Annotated in this window: 16 protein-coding genes and 1 pseudogene; 7 read left to right on the top strand and 10 right to left on the bottom strand. The window is 59.3% G+C overall.

Annotated features, from left to right (window positions below; genetic code table 11):
• The 3 genes and pseudogenes from RIFP1SYM_RS18275 to RIFP1SYM_RS12940 form a co-directional block, all read left to right on the top strand.
• On the top strand, positions 1-400 hold a 400-nt coding region (locus RIFP1SYM_RS18275; RefSeq protein ID WP_039960481.1), incomplete at its 5' end, for a hypothetical protein.
• A gap of 82 nt (positions 401-482) precedes the next feature.
• Positions 483-2475, top strand: a pseudogene (locus RIFP1SYM_RS12945) (SLC13 family permease).
• A gap of 57 nt (positions 2476-2532) precedes the next feature.
• Positions 2533-3843 carry an ArsB/NhaD family transporter gene (locus RIFP1SYM_RS12940; protein ID WP_006473631.1) on the top strand — a complete coding sequence of 437 codons (1311 nt, stop codon included), beginning with the start codon at positions 2533-2535 and terminating at the stop codon, positions 3841-3843.
• Positions 3844-3933: 90 nt separating this feature from the next.
• Here RIFP1SYM_RS12940 and RIFP1SYM_RS12935 read toward each other — a convergent pair whose 3' ends face one another.
• On the bottom strand, positions 3934-5208 hold the full coding sequence (locus RIFP1SYM_RS12935; RefSeq protein WP_139042142.1) for a cytochrome c family protein: 1275 nt from the start codon (positions 5206-5208) through the stop codon (positions 3934-3936).
• A 229-nt stretch (positions 5209-5437) separates the two neighbouring features.
• Between RIFP1SYM_RS12935 and RIFP1SYM_RS12930 the strand changes: the two genes are divergently transcribed.
• Positions 5438-6052 (top strand): hypothetical protein, encoded by a 615-nt coding sequence (locus tag RIFP1SYM_RS12930; RefSeq protein ID WP_050798769.1) that lies wholly within the window; start codon positions 5438-5440, stop codon positions 6050-6052.
• A 55-nt stretch (positions 6053-6107) separates the two neighbouring features.
• Here RIFP1SYM_RS12930 and RIFP1SYM_RS12925 read toward each other — a convergent pair whose 3' ends face one another.
• Positions 6108-7016 carry a DUF3108 domain-containing protein gene (locus tag RIFP1SYM_RS12925; RefSeq protein WP_005965426.1) on the bottom strand — a complete coding sequence of 303 codons (909 nt, stop codon included), beginning with the start codon at positions 7014-7016 and terminating at the stop codon, positions 6108-6110.
• A 133-nt stretch (positions 7017-7149) separates the two neighbouring features.
• On the opposite strand from RIFP1SYM_RS12925, the gene RIFP1SYM_RS12920 reads away from it, so the two are divergent.
• Positions 7150-7500 (top strand): hypothetical protein, encoded by a 351-nt coding sequence (locus RIFP1SYM_RS12920; protein ID WP_005965424.1) that lies wholly within the window; start codon positions 7150-7152, stop codon positions 7498-7500.
• Here the strand turns inward: RIFP1SYM_RS12920 and RIFP1SYM_RS12915 are convergent.
• From RIFP1SYM_RS12915 to RIFP1SYM_RS12905, 3 genes are all read right to left on the bottom strand, one after another.
• Positions 7497-8231 (bottom strand): potassium channel family protein, encoded by a 735-nt coding sequence (locus tag RIFP1SYM_RS12915; RefSeq protein WP_005965423.1) that lies wholly within the window; start codon positions 8229-8231, stop codon positions 7497-7499. The genes RIFP1SYM_RS12920 and RIFP1SYM_RS12915 overlap by 4 nt on opposite strands.
• Positions 8228-9820 carry a potassium channel family protein gene (locus tag RIFP1SYM_RS12910; protein WP_005965421.1) on the bottom strand — a complete coding sequence of 531 codons (1593 nt, stop codon included), beginning with the start codon at positions 9818-9820 and terminating at the stop codon, positions 8228-8230. The genes RIFP1SYM_RS12915 and RIFP1SYM_RS12910 overlap by 4 nt, the downstream gene beginning before the upstream one ends.
• Positions 9821-10020: 200 nt before the next feature.
• Complete coding sequence (locus RIFP1SYM_RS12905; RefSeq protein WP_039960482.1) at positions 10021-10419, bottom strand: hypothetical protein; 399 nt, start codon at positions 10417-10419, stop codon at positions 10021-10023.
• 83 nt (positions 10420-10502) lie between these two features.
• Here RIFP1SYM_RS12905 and RIFP1SYM_RS12900 point away from each other — a divergent pair, with 83 nt between their 5' ends.
• Together RIFP1SYM_RS12900 and RIFP1SYM_RS12895 are read left to right on the top strand one after the other, a co-directional pair.
• Positions 10503-11162 (top strand): ankyrin repeat domain-containing protein, encoded by a 660-nt coding sequence (locus tag RIFP1SYM_RS12900; RefSeq protein ID WP_039960480.1) that lies wholly within the window; start codon positions 10503-10505, stop codon positions 11160-11162.
• Positions 11163-11204: 42 nt separating this feature from the next.
• A complete protein-coding gene (locus RIFP1SYM_RS12895) occupies positions 11205-11489 on the top strand; it encodes a hypothetical protein (RefSeq protein WP_005965415.1) in 285 nt (94 codons plus the stop codon).
• 80 nt (positions 11490-11569) lie between these two features.
• Here the strand turns inward: RIFP1SYM_RS12895 and sbcB are convergent, their stop codons facing one another.
• The 5 genes from sbcB to rpsP form a co-directional block, all read right to left on the bottom strand.
• Entirely contained in the window at positions 11570-13012 is a 1443-nt protein-coding gene (gene sbcB / locus RIFP1SYM_RS12890; protein ID WP_039960479.1) for an exodeoxyribonuclease I, read from the bottom strand.
• 141 nt (positions 13013-13153) lie between these two features.
• Positions 13154-13498 (bottom strand): 50S ribosomal protein L19, encoded by a 345-nt coding sequence (rplS, locus tag RIFP1SYM_RS12885; RefSeq protein WP_005965411.1) that lies wholly within the window; start codon positions 13496-13498, stop codon positions 13154-13156.
• 3 nt (positions 13499-13501) lie between these two features.
• Entirely contained in the window at positions 13502-14263 is a 762-nt protein-coding gene (gene trmD, locus RIFP1SYM_RS12880; protein ID WP_005965409.1) for a tRNA (guanosine(37)-N1)-methyltransferase TrmD, read from the bottom strand.
• Positions 14264-14269: 6 nt separating this feature from the next.
• Positions 14270-14779 (bottom strand): ribosome maturation factor RimM, encoded by a 510-nt coding sequence (gene rimM / locus RIFP1SYM_RS12875; RefSeq protein WP_005965407.1) that lies wholly within the window; start codon positions 14777-14779, stop codon positions 14270-14272.
• 49 nt (positions 14780-14828) lie between these two features.
• A complete protein-coding gene (gene rpsP, locus RIFP1SYM_RS12870) occupies positions 14829-15080 on the bottom strand; it encodes a 30S ribosomal protein S16 (RefSeq protein WP_005965405.1) in 252 nt (83 codons plus the stop codon).
• Positions 15081-15300: the final 220 nt, after the last annotated feature.

Here is a 15300-nt window from a genome sequence, read left to right as displayed (position 1 = left end):
CAGCGCTCAGCCAAAGCGTGTTGCCCTGATCAGTGATGGCCGTGGCGCTGGCGCGCCGCTCGACTACGCAATCGATACCTGCCTGCAGCAAGGAGCGCAGATCGATCTGCTGCTGCATGGAGAGATCGAACAGAGCCGCATCAACGAGCTGGAAGAGCAGCTGCGCCAAGCTGGCGTTATCAGCCGCACCCTCCCGCTCGGTTCCGACGTCACCACCGGAATCCTCGAATATATCTGCAATCACCCTTCACTGCTGTTCCTGGTGGGAATACCTGACGACACCAGCGTCCGAGTACTGGTTGAAGAGGTGATCCCGCATCACGGCGGGCAGATCCCGGTGCCGCTGGTACTGATCGAAGACCGCAGACCAGAAGTGAGCTATCAGCGCTCCGCCGCCTAAATTTCACCATCGACCCGGCCGACCGGTGCCGGGCAGATAATCCAGACAACAACACTATTTGCTCCATATCAAGAGGAGAGAGATGAACAAACTTGCAGATGAAGAACAGACGATTGCCGCCCCCGGCATTCTGTCGCCAAAACAGATCATAGCCGCCGCCATCTTCCTGGCCGGCGCCCTGCTACTCGCCTGGGCGGTGCCGAGCGTCGAGATCGCCTGGGTCGGCGCGATCCTGATGCTGACCATCTACCTGTTCGCCTTCGAGGTGGTAGGCGTCGATGTGGCAGCAATCACCGTGATGGTGCTGCTCGGACTAACCAGTTTGCTGGCGCCCTACATGGGACTGGATCAGGGACTGGTGGATACCAAGCATCTGTTCGACGGCTTCTCCTCCAACGCAGTGATCTCGATCATCGCGGTGATGATCATCGGCGCCGGTCTCGACAAGACCGGCATCATGAGCAAGGTGGCAGCCTTCATCCTAAATGTCGGCGGCACCACCGAGACGCGCATCATCCCGATCATCTCCGCCACCGTCGGCATCATCTCCTCGTTCATGCAGAATGTCGGCGCCGCAGCGCTGTTCCTGCCGGTGGTAGCGCGCATCTCGGCCCGCTCCGGCCTGCCAATGTCACGCCTGCTGATGCCAATGGGCTTCTGCGCAATCCTCGGCGGCACCGTGACCATGGTCGGTTCCAGCCCGCTGATCCTGCTCAACGACCTGATTCTCACCTCTAACCAGGCTCTGCCCGCGGAGCAGCAGATGGAGACTTGGGGCCTGTTCTCGGTGACCCCTGTCGGCCTGGTGCTGGTGGCCACCGGCATTCTTTACTTTGTCCTGGCCGGCCGATTCGTTCTGCCTACAACCAAGAGCGATAACGAGAGCAGCACCAGCGGCTCCGATCCAATGCAGTATTTCCAGGAGATATATGGCGTGGACTTCGCCCTCTCCGAAGTGGTGGTGACCAATAACAGCAGTCTGATCGGCCACAAACTGGATGATGTAGAGACCGCCTATCGGGTGCGCGTCATCGCCAGCAAACGCTCCGGCGAGGAGAGCCGCATCGGCGCCGGCACCCTGGCCCGTGACACCGAATTTGTCGCCGGCATGGTGCTGGGCGTAGTGGCCGACCCACAGGCCCTGGCCCACTTTGCCGAGAAGTATGGCCTGAAGCAGCGCAGCGAGCTGCGCACCTTCGCCGAGTCGCTGGCCGCCACCAAGGCCGGTATCGCTGAGGTAGTCATCCCGCCGGGCTCCAACCTGGTCGGCAAAAGCGCCCGCGACGTCTGGCTGCGCAAAACCTACGGCCTGGCCATGATTGCTCTGCACCGCAACGGCGAGACGATGCGCGAGGGCGAAGACATCCGCAACACGCCCTTTCAGGCTGGCGACACCCTGGTAGTACACACCCCCTGGGATGTCCTGGCCCGCATCGAAAAAGACCGCAACTTTGTGGTGGTGACCACCGAATTCCCGCATGAGGAGCTGCGTCCAAACAAGGTCGGGGCAGCTGGCATCTTCTTCGGCATCGCCCTGTTCATGGTGCTGTTCACCGACATCCGCCTCTCGGTGGCCCTGCTCACCGGCGCCATGGGGATGGTGCTCTCCGGCGTGCTGAAGATCGAGGAAGCCTATGAGGCAGTGAGCTGGAAGACCGTATTCCTGCTCGCTTCACTGATCCCCCTACGGCCTGGCGGTGGAGACCTCCGGCACCGCCAAATGGATCGCCGATCAGGTGCTCTCAGTGGTGGGCGACATGCCGATCTGGGTGATCCAGGGCTCGGTGGCAGCACTCGCCACCTTCTTCACCCTGGTGATGTCCAACGTCGGCGCCACCGTGCTGCTGGTGCCGCTGGCGGTCAACATCGCCATTGGCGCCGGTGCCAACCCCGCGGTATTTGCCTTGACCGTGGCGATCGCTACCTCAAACTCCTTCCTCATCCCCACCCACCAGGTCAACGCCTTGATTATGGGGCCGGGTGGCTACCGGGTGCCCGACTTCATGAAGGCCGGCGGCATCATGACGGTGCTGTTTCTGGTGGTGATGATGGTAATGATGAACCTTGTTTTCTAAGGCAGCTTGATAATGGAATCTCATATTCTTACGGAGGCCCTAATCTGGAATAACCAGATGGCTATTTCAGGGGCCATACTCGCCGCAACTTTTGTCGGCATCTTCACCGAGGGCGTGCACGGCTTTCACCGCACCAAGTTTGCCATGGGCGGTGCTGCATTAATGGTTTTAGCAGGTCAGCTCATGGGTTTTTACGACCCTGAGAGAGCGCTGCATGCTATCGACTGGAATGTGGTGTTTTTGCTTGGGGCAATGATGACCATCGTGTCGATCATGATCCCAACGGGTGGCTTCCAAGCACTCGCCTATCGTATTGCTGATATCAGCAAGGGGCGTCAGTTTCTCTTACTGGCGTTGCTGGGAACAGCGGTTACCGTCATCTCCCTGTTGCTGGACAATGTCACTACGGTGGTCATCTTCGGCCCGCTGATCATACTGATCAGCCAAGCGCTCAAGGTGAGTCCGGTGCCCTATCTGCTGGCAGCCGCGCTGCTGTCAGACACTGGCGGTGTTGCCACACTAGTCGGCGACCCACCTAACCTGATGATCGGCTCAGCCGCCCATATCGACTTCAATACTTTTTTTATTCACATGGGCGGGCTAGTTCTTGTGGCCTGGCTGACCATTTTGGTGGCGCAGAAATGGCTGTTTGCGAAAGAACTCAAAGCAGAAACCACCCGGCCTGACTTTTCCAAGCTGGAAGAACTGGCAGACCCTCAGACCTGGTACGCCGCCTTGGGCGTACTTGCGGTAATGGTTGTCCTATTTATCGTCCACCACGCGCTGCATTGGGAACCCTGGGTGGTAGCTGTTTTAGGTCTGACCGTCCTGTTGTTCATTGGCAGAAAGGTCGATATGGATAGCTCGCTTCAGGATGTGGAGATGAGTCTGTTGATGTTCTTTGCCTCCCTGTTCGTGCTGGTGGGTGGCGTAGAAAACAGCCACTTTCTTGAGTATCTGGGGCAGTTTATCCGTCCATTTGTTGAGTCGGACCTGTTGCTGGCATCCATTATGCTGATGTGGGCTGCGGCCATCCTTTCTGCAATGATCGATAACATCCCGTTTACCGCCGCCATGATTCCGATCCTTCTCGGCATGGAATCCCAGGGCATCAATGTTGCGCCCCTGTGGTGGTCTCTGGCCGTTGGCGTCGGCATGGGCGGTAATGGCACCCATCTGGGCTCCACCGCCAATGTCTTTATCGTGACCATTTCTGAACGTCTTGCGAAAGAGACGGGGGATGACAGCCTGCGCATCACCCCTGGGCTTTGGTTTCGCAAAGGCACACCCGCGATGCTGCTTACCTTGATTGCATCATCCATCATCATGTGGATTTTCTTTGATTTCTTCAGCACCCCACTTCACTGATCTGGCATTTTAGCCAGCCATCTTCGTGAAATAGCGGTCCATTCTATCGGCCAAGCCGGAGTCAAAACCAACTCCGGCTTGGCCCCTCTCTTAGAGCTGGACTTCACTCCAACCAATGCGCTTCGGCGCCTTCAGCGCATCCGGCAGCGCCTTCATCTTCTTCACCATGCCCGGTGAGAGCAGGTTGAAGTAGAGCTCGGCGCGCACGCTTTTTACGTTATCAGCCGTAATCCGATACTCCAGGGCCCGCCGTTCATAGGGCTGCAGGCGGGTGTTCTTCACCACCTGAGTGGCCATCGGTGGCATTGCCGGTTTGCCCTCCTTATCCGCCAGTGCGTAAACGAAAAAGGCCTGCGGGTCCTCCTTCATCGGATGTTTCTGAAAGTTCTGCCACAGTAGCTTGCCGTTGACATCAAATGCACTCAGCTTCAGGTACATATTGCGAAACGGTGCACCAGTAGGCACGTTGTGGGCGCTCTTGTTATGCAGCTGGACCTTCACTGCAAGCTGACCCGCCTCTGGCTCTACCTGCAGGTCCAACTTTACCGCGCGCTTCAACACACCGACGCTGTGACCACCCCCCATGCTGTGATCCGCCACCCCCTTGACCGAGGCCATGTGGCACGACTGGCAGCTCTCCTGGGTCGCGCTCTTGTCGTACTCATCACCGGTGGCGCAGAGCGGCACGCCATGCACATTCTGCATCTTGTCGTGGCAGCCCAGACACGCATTGGAGGTCTGTAGACTAGTATTGCCTTGCAGCGGCAGATCGAGCTCCGCAACCTCTTTCGCCGGCAGGTAGGCCCTTCCCTGATTATCACGCCCCAAATGGGGGTTCAGTTCACCCTCATCATCCAGCGCCTTGCGCAGGGCATCCGCAGCAGCCCCCTGCTCATGCACAAAGCCCATCGGCCCCTGTAGCTGGTCCGACACCTCATAGGCCTTCAGCCCCAGCACCGGCTTGCCATCGACAAACCCAGCCCCTTTGTTATGCACAAAGCTGTGGCAGGAGACGCAGCTCACCCCCTCGTTGTAGGCCGGCATGGCATCCAGTTCGGTGCTCGTGTCACGGGCCGCGTTGGGTGCATGGCAGTTGAGACAGACCGGAAAGTTGCCCTTCTTATCGGTCTGCCCCGGCTGGCTCGGGTCGCCGATCAGTTTTCGGTAGAGAGCGCCGTGAATCGGGTCTTTTAATGCGGTGCTGTTAGCGTGCATCGAGCCCTTCCACTGCTTGTAGATCGCCTTGTGGCAATCCTTGCAGCTCTCGGCGCTCAGCTGATTTAGCGGCACCTGTTTGCCATCCAGGGTAGCGGCTTGGGTCGGGATCGCTGCGCCCCCCATCACGAACAAGCTACCGATAGTCACTAATCTCCTGAGTTGAATCATACTGCTCTCTCTTCCGGGTTGTTGTGTGAGGGGGAGGATACTACAAGTGTGAACCAGGCCAGCTGATGATAATCATCAATGCTTTTGCGCTTGCGAGGTAGACTGGCTCAGGTACACTCCACCAAAATCGCTCTCAAGCTCTATAAAAACATCTGTGCTATATGCATGGAAAAAGACATGGCAATCCCCGCAGGGAGGATCAGATACCATGAGCTTCGATACCTACGACATTTTCTTCTCCGGCCAGATGATCAGCGGCCAGGACCCAGCTCGGGTGAAACGCCACATCGGCAAGATCTTCAAGCTCGAGGGCGAAAAGCTCGACCGCCTGTTTACCGGCAAGCCGATTCCCGTCAAGCGGGGGGTCGACATGGATACCGCGGTCAAATACCGGGTCGCATTTCGTGAAGCCGGCGCGCTGGTCGATATCCAGCCGGCGCAGAAACCGGCCGGCGATGCGCCGCCAGCCACACCGCACCGCACTCCGGCGCCCACTGCAACCGCCACAAAGCAACAGGCTGCAGAGAGCGCATCCGGCATGACCCTGGCGCCAGCCAACAGCGGCAGCCTGGAGGCGTTCGCGTTGCAGGGCGAAGCGGCGCCGCTCCCCGACACCAGTCACCTACAACTCGGTGCGGTGGGCAGCATCATCGATGAGACCGAAGCCGCACCGCCAGTCGAGATCGACACCCATGAGCTGAGCCTTGCGCCAGCCCAGCAGGGCAACCTGGATGAGTTCAATGAGATCGTGGTGCCGCCAGTGCTGCCCGATATCAGCCACCTGCAGATCGAAGAGCCGGAGAAGAAAGAGCAGGAGGAGTGAACTGGCAGAGGGCTCAGCCCGTCTTATTCATCGTGGATCGCGGAATCTGGCGAGCTCAGTCGCCCCAGTTTAGCAGGTCGCCTATTCCCTCAGTCTCATGATAGGAGAGGCCCGCCGCGATCTGACTTTCGCCGCCCTCTCCCACCAGGACCGCATCAAGGCTGCCAAACGGACGCTCGGCATGGAAGCGCAACGGAATGCGCCGCTCGTCAGCCGTCAGCCAGACCAGCAGAAACTTGTCGGATGGGCGTCCATCCGCCTCCAGACTGGTAAGACGCAATCGCCACAGATTGCCTCCTCCGGCAACCTCGCTAGCCACCTCCACCCGATAGCGCTTCAGCGCCTTGCCGGTAAACACCGGTAGTTCCAGCACCTCACCCGCTGTCAGCTCAACCCTGCGCAATCGCTGCAACAGGGAGTAGTAGTCGTAGGTCGCCGCTTGCAGATCCACCCGATTTGAAAGCACTGCCTGTTCGCCATCAGCCTGCCAGCCCTCCAACAGGTCGTCCAGCTGAAGCGGCAGCGGCTCACCAGCCGGCTCCGGCTCAGACATCTCAATACGCACAGCCTGCCGCCCCTGACGGTCGAACCAGAGCAGCTCCCGCTGGCGTTGGTCGGTGGTCAACTCCTCTTTCACCAGCAGCGCATCTTGGACCTGTGGATCGAACCAGCTCTGATATCGGTAGCGCAGCGGGTAGATCAACTCCGCCTTGCCATAGGCCGCTGTCGAAACCTGTAATAGGGCGGTGCGCACCGGCCTGCCATTCAGCAACTGTGGCTGAGCCGGCAGACGCAGTTCGGCATCGGCAATCGCCATCGGCATGAAGCCGGAGAGTATCCCCTGGTAAGAGATCTGATAGCGCCACAGCTCCGCCTGTTCGACAGCCAGCGCACTGTTGCCGAATAGCCAAAAGCAAAACGTGCCCAGCAGTGCGGTTTTGATTCCAGATTTGATCCCGCCCATTCTCTACTGACCTCTACTCTTGCACGATCAACTATACTGCCATGCAGGTTGGCATGTTTTTCGCAGCTTAGCCTCTGGAAACTGAACCCCAGATGAATCTGTCAATTACCCGACACCAGAGGAGTCCATAAGTATGGTAACCCCAATCCACCCCGACAAATCGGTCACCAACCCGAGCAACCGACAGATAGAGTCAAACCGCAACAGAACTGCGGGTGAGGCCAGGCATGCAGCTGCAGCCAGCGACGCCTCTCAGCCGAGCCGGCCCGACACTCAAGTGGATGTGGAAAAAGCGCGGCAGCTTTATGAGATGGAGCAGAGCCGGGTGGAACAGACATCTCCCCGGATTGAAACCCCGCAGCAGGCCCGCTCCACCCTCGAGCAGATCCTGGCACAATTGAAAGCGACACCGCAGCAAGCACTGCAGGCTCAGGGTGGAGTATCAGAGCAACTCGGCAATCTACTGGAGAGCGCGCCAGCCTAAGGTTTCTGAACGGCAGCCTCAAGGCTGTCGCTCTGATTCTGCTCCACATCCCCAATCAGGCGGGCGATCTCCTGATGCGGACCAATCACCACCAGCATATCCCCCGCATCGATCTTGTGATCCACCCCGCTGGTACTGAAGATCAGCCGCTCCCCCATCTCCAGATCGACCACCCCTATCAGAATCACATCGTAGCGCCGATGTAATTCGATCTGGCTCAGCGGCCGACCCGCGAGACAGGAGCCTGCCGGGATCTTGATCTCAGCAATGTCCATATACTTGCCGAAGAGGGTGCGATCGAGCATCTCCACAATCATCGGCCGGGCGATCAGGTCGTGGATCTTGCGTCCGCTGATCTCAAAAGGGTCGAGCACCTTGCTAGCACCGGCGGCCAGCATCTTCTCTTTGCCCCGCGCTGACTCCACCACACAGACGATCTTCAGCTCAGGCTCCAGGGCACGGGCGGAGAGGGTGAGAAAGACGTTTTTCGACTCCTCGTCGAACAGACCGAAGATGATATCAATCCCCGAACCAAGCCCCACCGAGCGAAGCTGGTCGTCGTCGGTATAGTCCAGCTCACGGGCGTCGAAGCCCCGCTCACACAGGCCGCGCACCTTCTCCTGATCGCTGCTGAACATGGGCACCCGCAGACCGCGTTCGGTCAGCTGCCCCGCCACCTCCTGGGCCAGCGCGTCGGCGCCGAAGATCAGGACACGCAGATCGCGATTCACAGCCCACCTCGTTCAAGGGCATCGCGAAAATGGGCGATGCTGTATTCGTGTCCAAACAACAACAGCAGATCCCCCGCCGCCAGTTCAAAGTCGTGTTTTGGGTTGAAGTGAAACACCCGCCCACCCAGCTCAAACAGATGTGTCTGCCCCTCCGGCGGCGCGCTACCATCCCGCACCACACCAAACGCGATCAGCTTGCTCTGTTGGAAGTCGACCTCACCCAGTCGACACCCTACCAGCTTCGCCCCCGGATGGATGCGCACCGCATCGACCCCCACCTCGCGCTCGCCAGACAGCATGCCGTAGATTGCCTCGAACGCCACCGGCTGGCCCACATACTCCGCCGCAATCAGACCAGCCACCTCGTAGGGCGCCACGGTATGAGTGGCACCGGCCCGCATCAACTTGGTGATATTCTCCCGGTGGTTGGCGCGGGAGATGATCTCGATCTGCCGGTTCATCTGCCGCGCAGAGAGGGTGATGTAAACGTTGATCACATCATTGCCGGTCAGACAAAGCAGCCGCTCAACCCAGCGTTCAACCCCCAGATTTGCCAACAACTGACTATCCTCGGCATTGCCCTGCACCGCCAGATAGCCGCGCTGTTTGGCGAGATGGATTGCCGACTCCCGCGTATCAACCACCACAAACGGGTTCATCTCCTCTGCCAAGCGCTGCGCCACCACCTCACCCACGCGCCCAAAACCGCACAGGATGATGCCGACCCGCTTGCGCTCCACCTCAGAGTAGACCCGCAGTGAGCGCACCTCGTGCATCTTTTCACCAAAACCGGAGACGATGATCGAGGTGAAAAAGGCGATCACACCAAGTCCCGAGATAATCAACACCAGGGTGATGACCCGCCCCTCGATGGTCTGGGGCGTGATATCGCCGTAGCCCACCGTCGACATGGTCACCACCGCCCAGTAGAGACTGTCAACAAAGGAGTTGAACTGAAGGCCGGATGACTCGAACTCAAAAAAGAAGAAGGCGGTGGCGGCGGTAAAGGTGATAAAGGCCATGAAGATGAGCAGCGTCAGCAACTCAGTGCGCTTCTCTGACAACACCTTGACGAATCCACTGATACTGCGGGTGTAGCGAAACAGCTTAAACAGACGGAACAGCAGGAAGATGCGCAGAAAGCGCAGTGGACGATAGCTGGGAATAATCGCCAGCAGATCGATGACCGCCAGCGGTTGACTCATGTAATCCCATTTCCGGGCGAGGATCTCGCGCAGCGCCGGCCAGAGGCGAAACCGCTCATTGACAAACTCCGCCCGTTCGTAATGTTTGAGGATGATGGCGTGGCTGTCGTTGTAGATCCAGAAGCGCAGCAGATATTCGAGGATGAAAACAGTCACCGCGATGCGCTCGACCACATCATCGATCAGCCCCAGGTCGTGGCGCACCTCATAGATCAGCAGCCAGACGCTCAACAGCACCAGCAGGATCATGAAGATATCGAAGTAGGGCCGCACCGGCGCCAGAGGGTTCTCCAGCAAGTCGTAGAAGAAGTGCTTGGCCCGCCGATAGCGGGCCGAGCCCTCCAAGGCGTAGCTGAGGCGGATCAGTGTGTGCGATATCCCCATCTGCTCTCTTTTTACGGCTGCCGGGCGGCAATGATCGGGCCGCGCGGCGCTAAAACGGCAAGACTAGGAGCCTAGTCAGATTATCCGTTTGAGCCTACCCCGAAGGAAGTGCCCTTGGGGAAAAATCCCTGGATGGTGATCAACCCAGTTTATCGCCATCCAGGGGTTTACAGCCAAACAGTGTTAAATCCGACAGGCTCCTAGCGCTGGCGCGACTCCCGGCCCATCTCAATCCGCTCCACGTCCGCTACGGTGATTACCCGGCCGTCGAGGGTCTCGAAATGGCGCCCTTCCACATCACCGCGCCGTGCCTCGTAGATGAGGCTCTCGCCGGTCTGGGTGTTGACCACCCGCACCGTGACGATGCGATATTCGTCGCGCCACTGAAGATAGAGGAACAGGCTGCTGACCAGGATCATGAATATCACCAATCCGTAGGCGGCCAGGCGTGGCGTAACCATCCCGCTCGGCTTGGCAGGCGCACTCAGCTGCGGAGACCGCTCTGCCGCCTCGATCTGCCGCACCCTGCGGGCACGCTGGCGCAGCACCAACCAAGCGATTCCAATCACCCCGAGGGTCAATAACAGCTTTGTAATCATAGCCCCGAACCCTATCATGGGCAGCGACACCCTGGCTACGATCGGGCTTGCAGACGCCTCTCACCACGTTTTACCATCGCTACATGAAACTTCATCCCATTCTTCTACCCAGCCTGCTTGCGCTGCTGCTGATGGCCGGCTGCAGTAAACCCGACCGCCCCACCATCAATCTCTATCGGGCGGTGCATGTGGGGGATATCGATCAGATCGAGCGTAACCTCTACTGGGACGCCGATATCAATGCCACCGGCCCGGATGGACGCACACCACTGCACGTGGCTGCTGAACGCGGTCTGCTGGTAGTGGTGAGCATCCTGCTCGACCATGGCGCGGATATCGATGCAAAAAATACCTTCGGCAAGAGCCCCATCTACACCGCGGTGATGGCACGCCGGCCTCTGATTGCACGCCAGCTGGCAGACCAGGGGGCGCAGTTCGAGCCAAACAAAATGCTGATCGAGGCGGTACGCTCCAACAGCGCCAGCCGGGATATCATCGAGTTTCTCATCAAGCGGGGAGCCAAGATCAACGTCACCGACAAGGATGGCAACACCCCCCTGCACATCGCGGTGCTCCAGGACCATCGGGTAATCGTCAAACACCTGATCGCCAAAGGGGCAGAGGTAAACCAACGCAATCACGCCGGACAAACCGCCTTGCAGCTAGCCATCGCCAACAACTCCGAGGCGATCATCGCAATCCTGCACAAATATGGCGCCGTTGCCGGAAAACCGGACATGTAACGTTCCCCTGCAACCCATCATCAACTTTTAGAAGCGACAACTATGGCATCTACACCCGACGAGCTGACAGTCACCTACACTGAAGACGGCATCGACATTGTCAAAGAACTGGACAAGGTTGTGCTCACGAAAGGAGCCTGGACCACCCTCATCTTCCGCTATCAGGAGTGGAATCGCGCCAAGGAGGAGTACGGTCCGGAGAAGTACACCATCCGCCGCTACCAGAAGCGCAACGGTGAATACCTGCCGAAGTCGAAGTTCAACATCTCCAGCCGGGACCAGGCCAAGGCGGTGATCGAAGCGCTACAGGGCTGGTTGGACGACTGATCAGGGGCCTCTTGAAGAAATCTGAGCGAGCAGAAATTCGAACGGCAAGGCTACCCGTCCATGATTCGTTCAGAGGCTCTTTAGCCGCTCTCCGCGACGCGCTCCGCCCACTCCAGCAGTTGGGGAAGTAGTGCGCGGCGCTCAGCGGAGAGCCCCTCATCTGCCGCCAGCAGATCAAGCTGGGCCAGATACTCATCCAGCTGGATAGCACCACCGCCATCCGCATCAAACAGACGTGTCTGACGATACTCATCCCAGCGCTGCCGCTCCGTTTCGTTGAGCGTCTCCGGCCAGTTGCGGGCGCGGTAACGAAACAGCATCTCCGGCAGGCGCGCATCGTCAAACGCAAAGTGCAGCCCGGCCAGCTGATCAACCGGAGTCTCGCGGATCTGCTGCATGCGGCGACGATCGTCTTCACTGAAGAATGGACCGCTGTACAGACTCAGATCCGGGTCCGTCTGAGGCTCGAACTGCTTCATCTGGTGGACACGGCTAATCTTCGCCTGCAACTCAGGCGCTGACAGCAGCTGCTGGCGATGCCGTTCCGCCTGTTCAAGGTTGATCTGCCAACGCTCCGCCGCTTCCGCCGTCAGGGTGTTGGTCGGCACCAGCACCGGACACTTGTTGAGATGCACCGTCTTCAGCGGGATACGCTCCACGCCTTCAGGCAGATCAGCGGTCGGGGTAAATAGACGCTGATGGATCTGCTCATCATCCAATTCCAACAGCGGCGCTGGATCCTGGCGCAGGTCGAAGACAATCACACCGTTACTGTTCGTCGGATGTTGCGCCAGCGCCACCACCGGCGCGATGCACCCCAGCTCAACCGGGTACATGGAGGAGACATGCAGCAGTATGGGAGGCGTCGCCTTGAGGTTGAGCAGGTCACGCAGCTGATGCTTGTTGCGATGGCTCAGCAGGTAGCCGTAGAGGCGCGGCTGGCGCTGTTTGATCAGCCGCGCCAGGGCGATGGTCGCGTACACGTCTGAAAGGGCATCGTGAGCCGCCTGGTGGGCGATGCCGTTGGCGGCGGTCAGCAGTTCCAGACGGAAGCTGGGCCGCCCTGCCGCATCGCTCGGCCACTCTATCCCCTCTGGTCGCAAGGCATGGGTGAGGCGCACCATGTCGATGATGTCCCAGCGGGAGTTGCCATTCTGCCACTCCCGGGCGTAGGGGTCGAAGAGGTTGCGATAGAGGGTGAAACGGGTGAACTCGTCATCGAAGCGGATCGAATTGTACCCGACCCCACAGGTGCCAGGCTGGGCCAACTCACGATGGATCTGGGCAATGAACTCTGCCTCCGGCACGCCCTTTGCGTACGCCAGTTGCGGGCTGATGCCGGTCACCATGCAGGCCTCCGGCTGGGGCAGCATATCATCGCTGGGACGACTGTAGATCACCAACGGTTCGCCGATCGGCTCCAGCTCCGCATCGGTACGCAGTCCGCCAAACTGGGCCGGCCGGTCCCGCTTCGGATCGGCGCCCCAGGTTTCGTAGTCGTGCCAGTAGAATGTCTGCATCATTAGGCCCTGCCGTGACAAACCCGCAGTCTCTCATCCAGAGAGTTGTCGCTGCAAGCCAGTATGCTTGCACTTTGCCAGGCATAAAAAAGCCGCTCCAGCCGAGGCCGGAACGGCTCTTTATCGATGACCAGGAGAAGGAGGTTAGATCTTCTCTTTAATGCGTGCTGCCTTACCAGTACGACCGCGCAGGTAGTAGAGCTTGGCGCGACGCACGTCGCCACGACGGGTCACTTTGATATCGGCCACCAGTGCACTGTAGGTCTGAAACACGCGCTCGACGCCTTCGCCGTGGGACATCTTACGCACGGTGAATGCAGAGTTGAGGCCACGGTTACGCTTGGCGATGACCACACCCTCGAACGCCTGCAGCCGCTCACGGCTACCCTCTTTTACCCGCACCTTAACAATCACGGTGTCGCCGGGGCCAAACTCTGGAACCTCACGGCCCATCTGCTCGGCTTCGAGCTGCTCGATGATTTTGCTCATGGTCTATTGCTCCTGTTCTCGCTCCGCGTCTCCCGACGCCGCTCTGATTTCATTAAAAAGCTTCTCTTCTTCGGCCGTCATCCGGCGCCCTTGCAGAAGATCGGGCCGCCGCTGCAACGTCCGCTCTAGCGCCTGTTTGAGGCGCCAGCGTCGAATCAACTCGTGATTACCACTCTGCAGGATCTTCGGCACCTGCATGCCGTCTATCAGTTCTGGACGGGTGTAGTGCGGGCAATCCAGCAGGCCGTCCATGAACGAATCCTGCTCAGCCGACTCCGCCGCACCGAGCACCCCGGGCAACAGGCGGATCACTGCGTCCATCAGCACCATCGCCGCCAACTCACCACCGCTCAGCACATAATCGCCGATCGACCACTCCTGATCGACATTGCGCTCGATGATGCGCTCGTCGATCCCTTCGTATCGACCCGCGATCAGGATTAGATCTTCACCTGAGGCGGCCATCTCTGTCGCGACCCGCTGATCGAAGCGCTGCCCCTGCGGACTCAGATAGGCCAGCTTCGCATCCGGCCGGCCACTCCTGGCGGCCTCGATAGCGGCCTGCAGTGGCTCGTACTTCATCACCATGCCTGGGCCGCCGCCATAGGGGCGGTCATCCACCGTGCGGTGCAGATCGCTGGTGTAGTCCCGCGGATTCCAGAGTCTTAACTCCGCCTGTCCCCGTTGCAGCGCCCGGCCAACCACGCCCTGCTGTTGCAAGGCATCGAACATCTGCGGCATGACGCTGATCACGTCGAAGCGCATCGTTCCCTAAAACTCCGGGTCCCAGTCAACCAGCATCAGCCCAGCAGCCAGATCGACCCTGCGGATCGCCTCACCCCAGGTGTAGGGAATCATCCGCTCCCGCTCTCCCTTGACCACGACCACATCGTTGGCGCCGGTCTCAAACAGGTAGCTGACCCGCCCCAGCTCGACTCCATCGAGGGTCTCGACCCGTAATCCCTCCAGGTCGGTCCAATAGTATTCACCTGCTTCCAGTGCTGGCAGCTGCGCCCGGCGAATCGCGATCTTGCTGTCCTGCAGCGCGGCCGCCTGATCGCGGTCATCACAACCCTGGATCTTGGCAATTACCCCTTTGCCTTGGCGCTTGCCCTCCAGCAACTTGACCTCACGCCACTCCCCATGCTGCTGTAGGTACCATTGGGAGTACTGGAGGATGCCTTCGCGGGGTTTGGTGTCGGAGTAGACTTTAAACCAGCCACACACACCGAACACGCCGGAAACCCGCCCCATCACCACCATCTCGTCGGACTGCATCATTCTGTCCGCCTTGGCAGGAATGGGCTTCCCCGAACCGTCAGATCCGGGCTCAGGCTGCGGCTTTGGCAGCCCGTTTCAGCAGATCCGCAACACGGTCAGAGGTCTGCGCACCCTGGGAGATCCAGTGATCGACGCGATCGCGATTGATCCGCAGCGGCTCCTCGCCACCGGTGGCAACCGGATTGAAGAAGCCGAGGCGCTCGATGTAACGGCCATCACGTGGATTACGGCTGTCGGTCACGACGATGTGGTAGAAGGGGCGCTTCTTTGCGCCAGTTCTGGAAAGACGAATGGTTACCATCTCTTTAACCTTACCTTAGTCACGATGATTTTGGATACACCGGGTACTCCGGCGGGAAACGGCGCATTATAACGGAAAATATTGGAATGTGAAGCCCGCATTGAATCCAGCCTCAAACTTGCGGCATACTTCGGAAAGGAGGGCAGAATTCAGCACTTTCAGCGGCCTTGCGGCGACAACCGACTCAGAATGGAAAACCACCTCCGCCCGGCCCACCCGG

This window comes from endosymbiont of Riftia pachyptila (vent Ph05), from assembly GCF_000224455.1.
Classification (GTDB): domain Bacteria; phylum Pseudomonadota; class Gammaproteobacteria; order Chromatiales; family Chromatiaceae; genus Endoriftia; species Endoriftia persephonae.
Note: the sequence above shows the minus strand (reverse complement) of the source record. Positions and strands in the feature narration are given on the sequence as shown.

Excerpts from the sequence above, each read along its gene's own strand:
- rpsP (WP_005965405.1), bottom strand. The coding sequence starts at position 15,080 with ATGGTAACCATTCGTCTTTCCAGAACTGGCGCAAAGAAGCGCCCCTTC.
- RIFP1SYM_RS12940 (WP_006473631.1), top strand. The coding sequence starts at position 2,533 with ATGGCTATTTCAGGGGCCATACTCGCCGCAACTTTTGTCGGCATCTTC.
- rimM (WP_005965407.1), bottom strand. The coding sequence starts at position 14,779 with ATGATGCAGTCCGACGAGATGGTGGTGATGGGGCGGGTTTCCGGCGTG.
- RIFP1SYM_RS12925 (WP_005965426.1), bottom strand. The coding sequence starts at position 7,016 with ATGGGCGGGATCAAATCTGGAATCAAAACCGCACTGCTGGGCACGTTT.
- RIFP1SYM_RS12920 (WP_005965424.1), top strand. The coding sequence starts at position 7,150 with ATGGTAACCCCAATCCACCCCGACAAATCGGTCACCAACCCGAGCAAC.
- RIFP1SYM_RS12895 (WP_005965415.1), top strand. The coding sequence starts at position 11,205 with ATGGCATCTACACCCGACGAGCTGACAGTCACCTACACTGAAGACGGC.
- RIFP1SYM_RS12930 (WP_050798769.1), top strand. The coding sequence starts at position 5,438 with ATGAGCTTCGATACCTACGACATTTTCTTCTCCGGCCAGATGATCAGC.
- RIFP1SYM_RS12900 (WP_039960480.1), top strand. The coding sequence starts at position 10,503 with ATGAAACTTCATCCCATTCTTCTACCCAGCCTGCTTGCGCTGCTGCTG.
- sbcB (WP_039960479.1), bottom strand. The coding sequence starts at position 13,012 with ATGATGCAGACATTCTACTGGCACGACTACGAAACCTGGGGCGCCGAT.
- trmD (WP_005965409.1), bottom strand. The coding sequence starts at position 14,263 with ATGCGCTTCGACGTGATCAGCGTCATGCCGCAGATGTTCGATGCCTTG.
- RIFP1SYM_RS12910 (WP_005965421.1), bottom strand. The coding sequence starts at position 9,820 with ATGGGGATATCGCACACACTGATCCGCCTCAGCTACGCCTTGGAGGGC.
- rplS (WP_005965411.1), bottom strand. The coding sequence starts at position 13,498 with ATGAGCAAAATCATCGAGCAGCTCGAAGCCGAGCAGATGGGCCGTGAG.
- RIFP1SYM_RS12905 (WP_039960482.1), bottom strand. The coding sequence starts at position 10,419 with ATGATTACAAAGCTGTTATTGACCCTCGGGGTGATTGGAATCGCTTGG.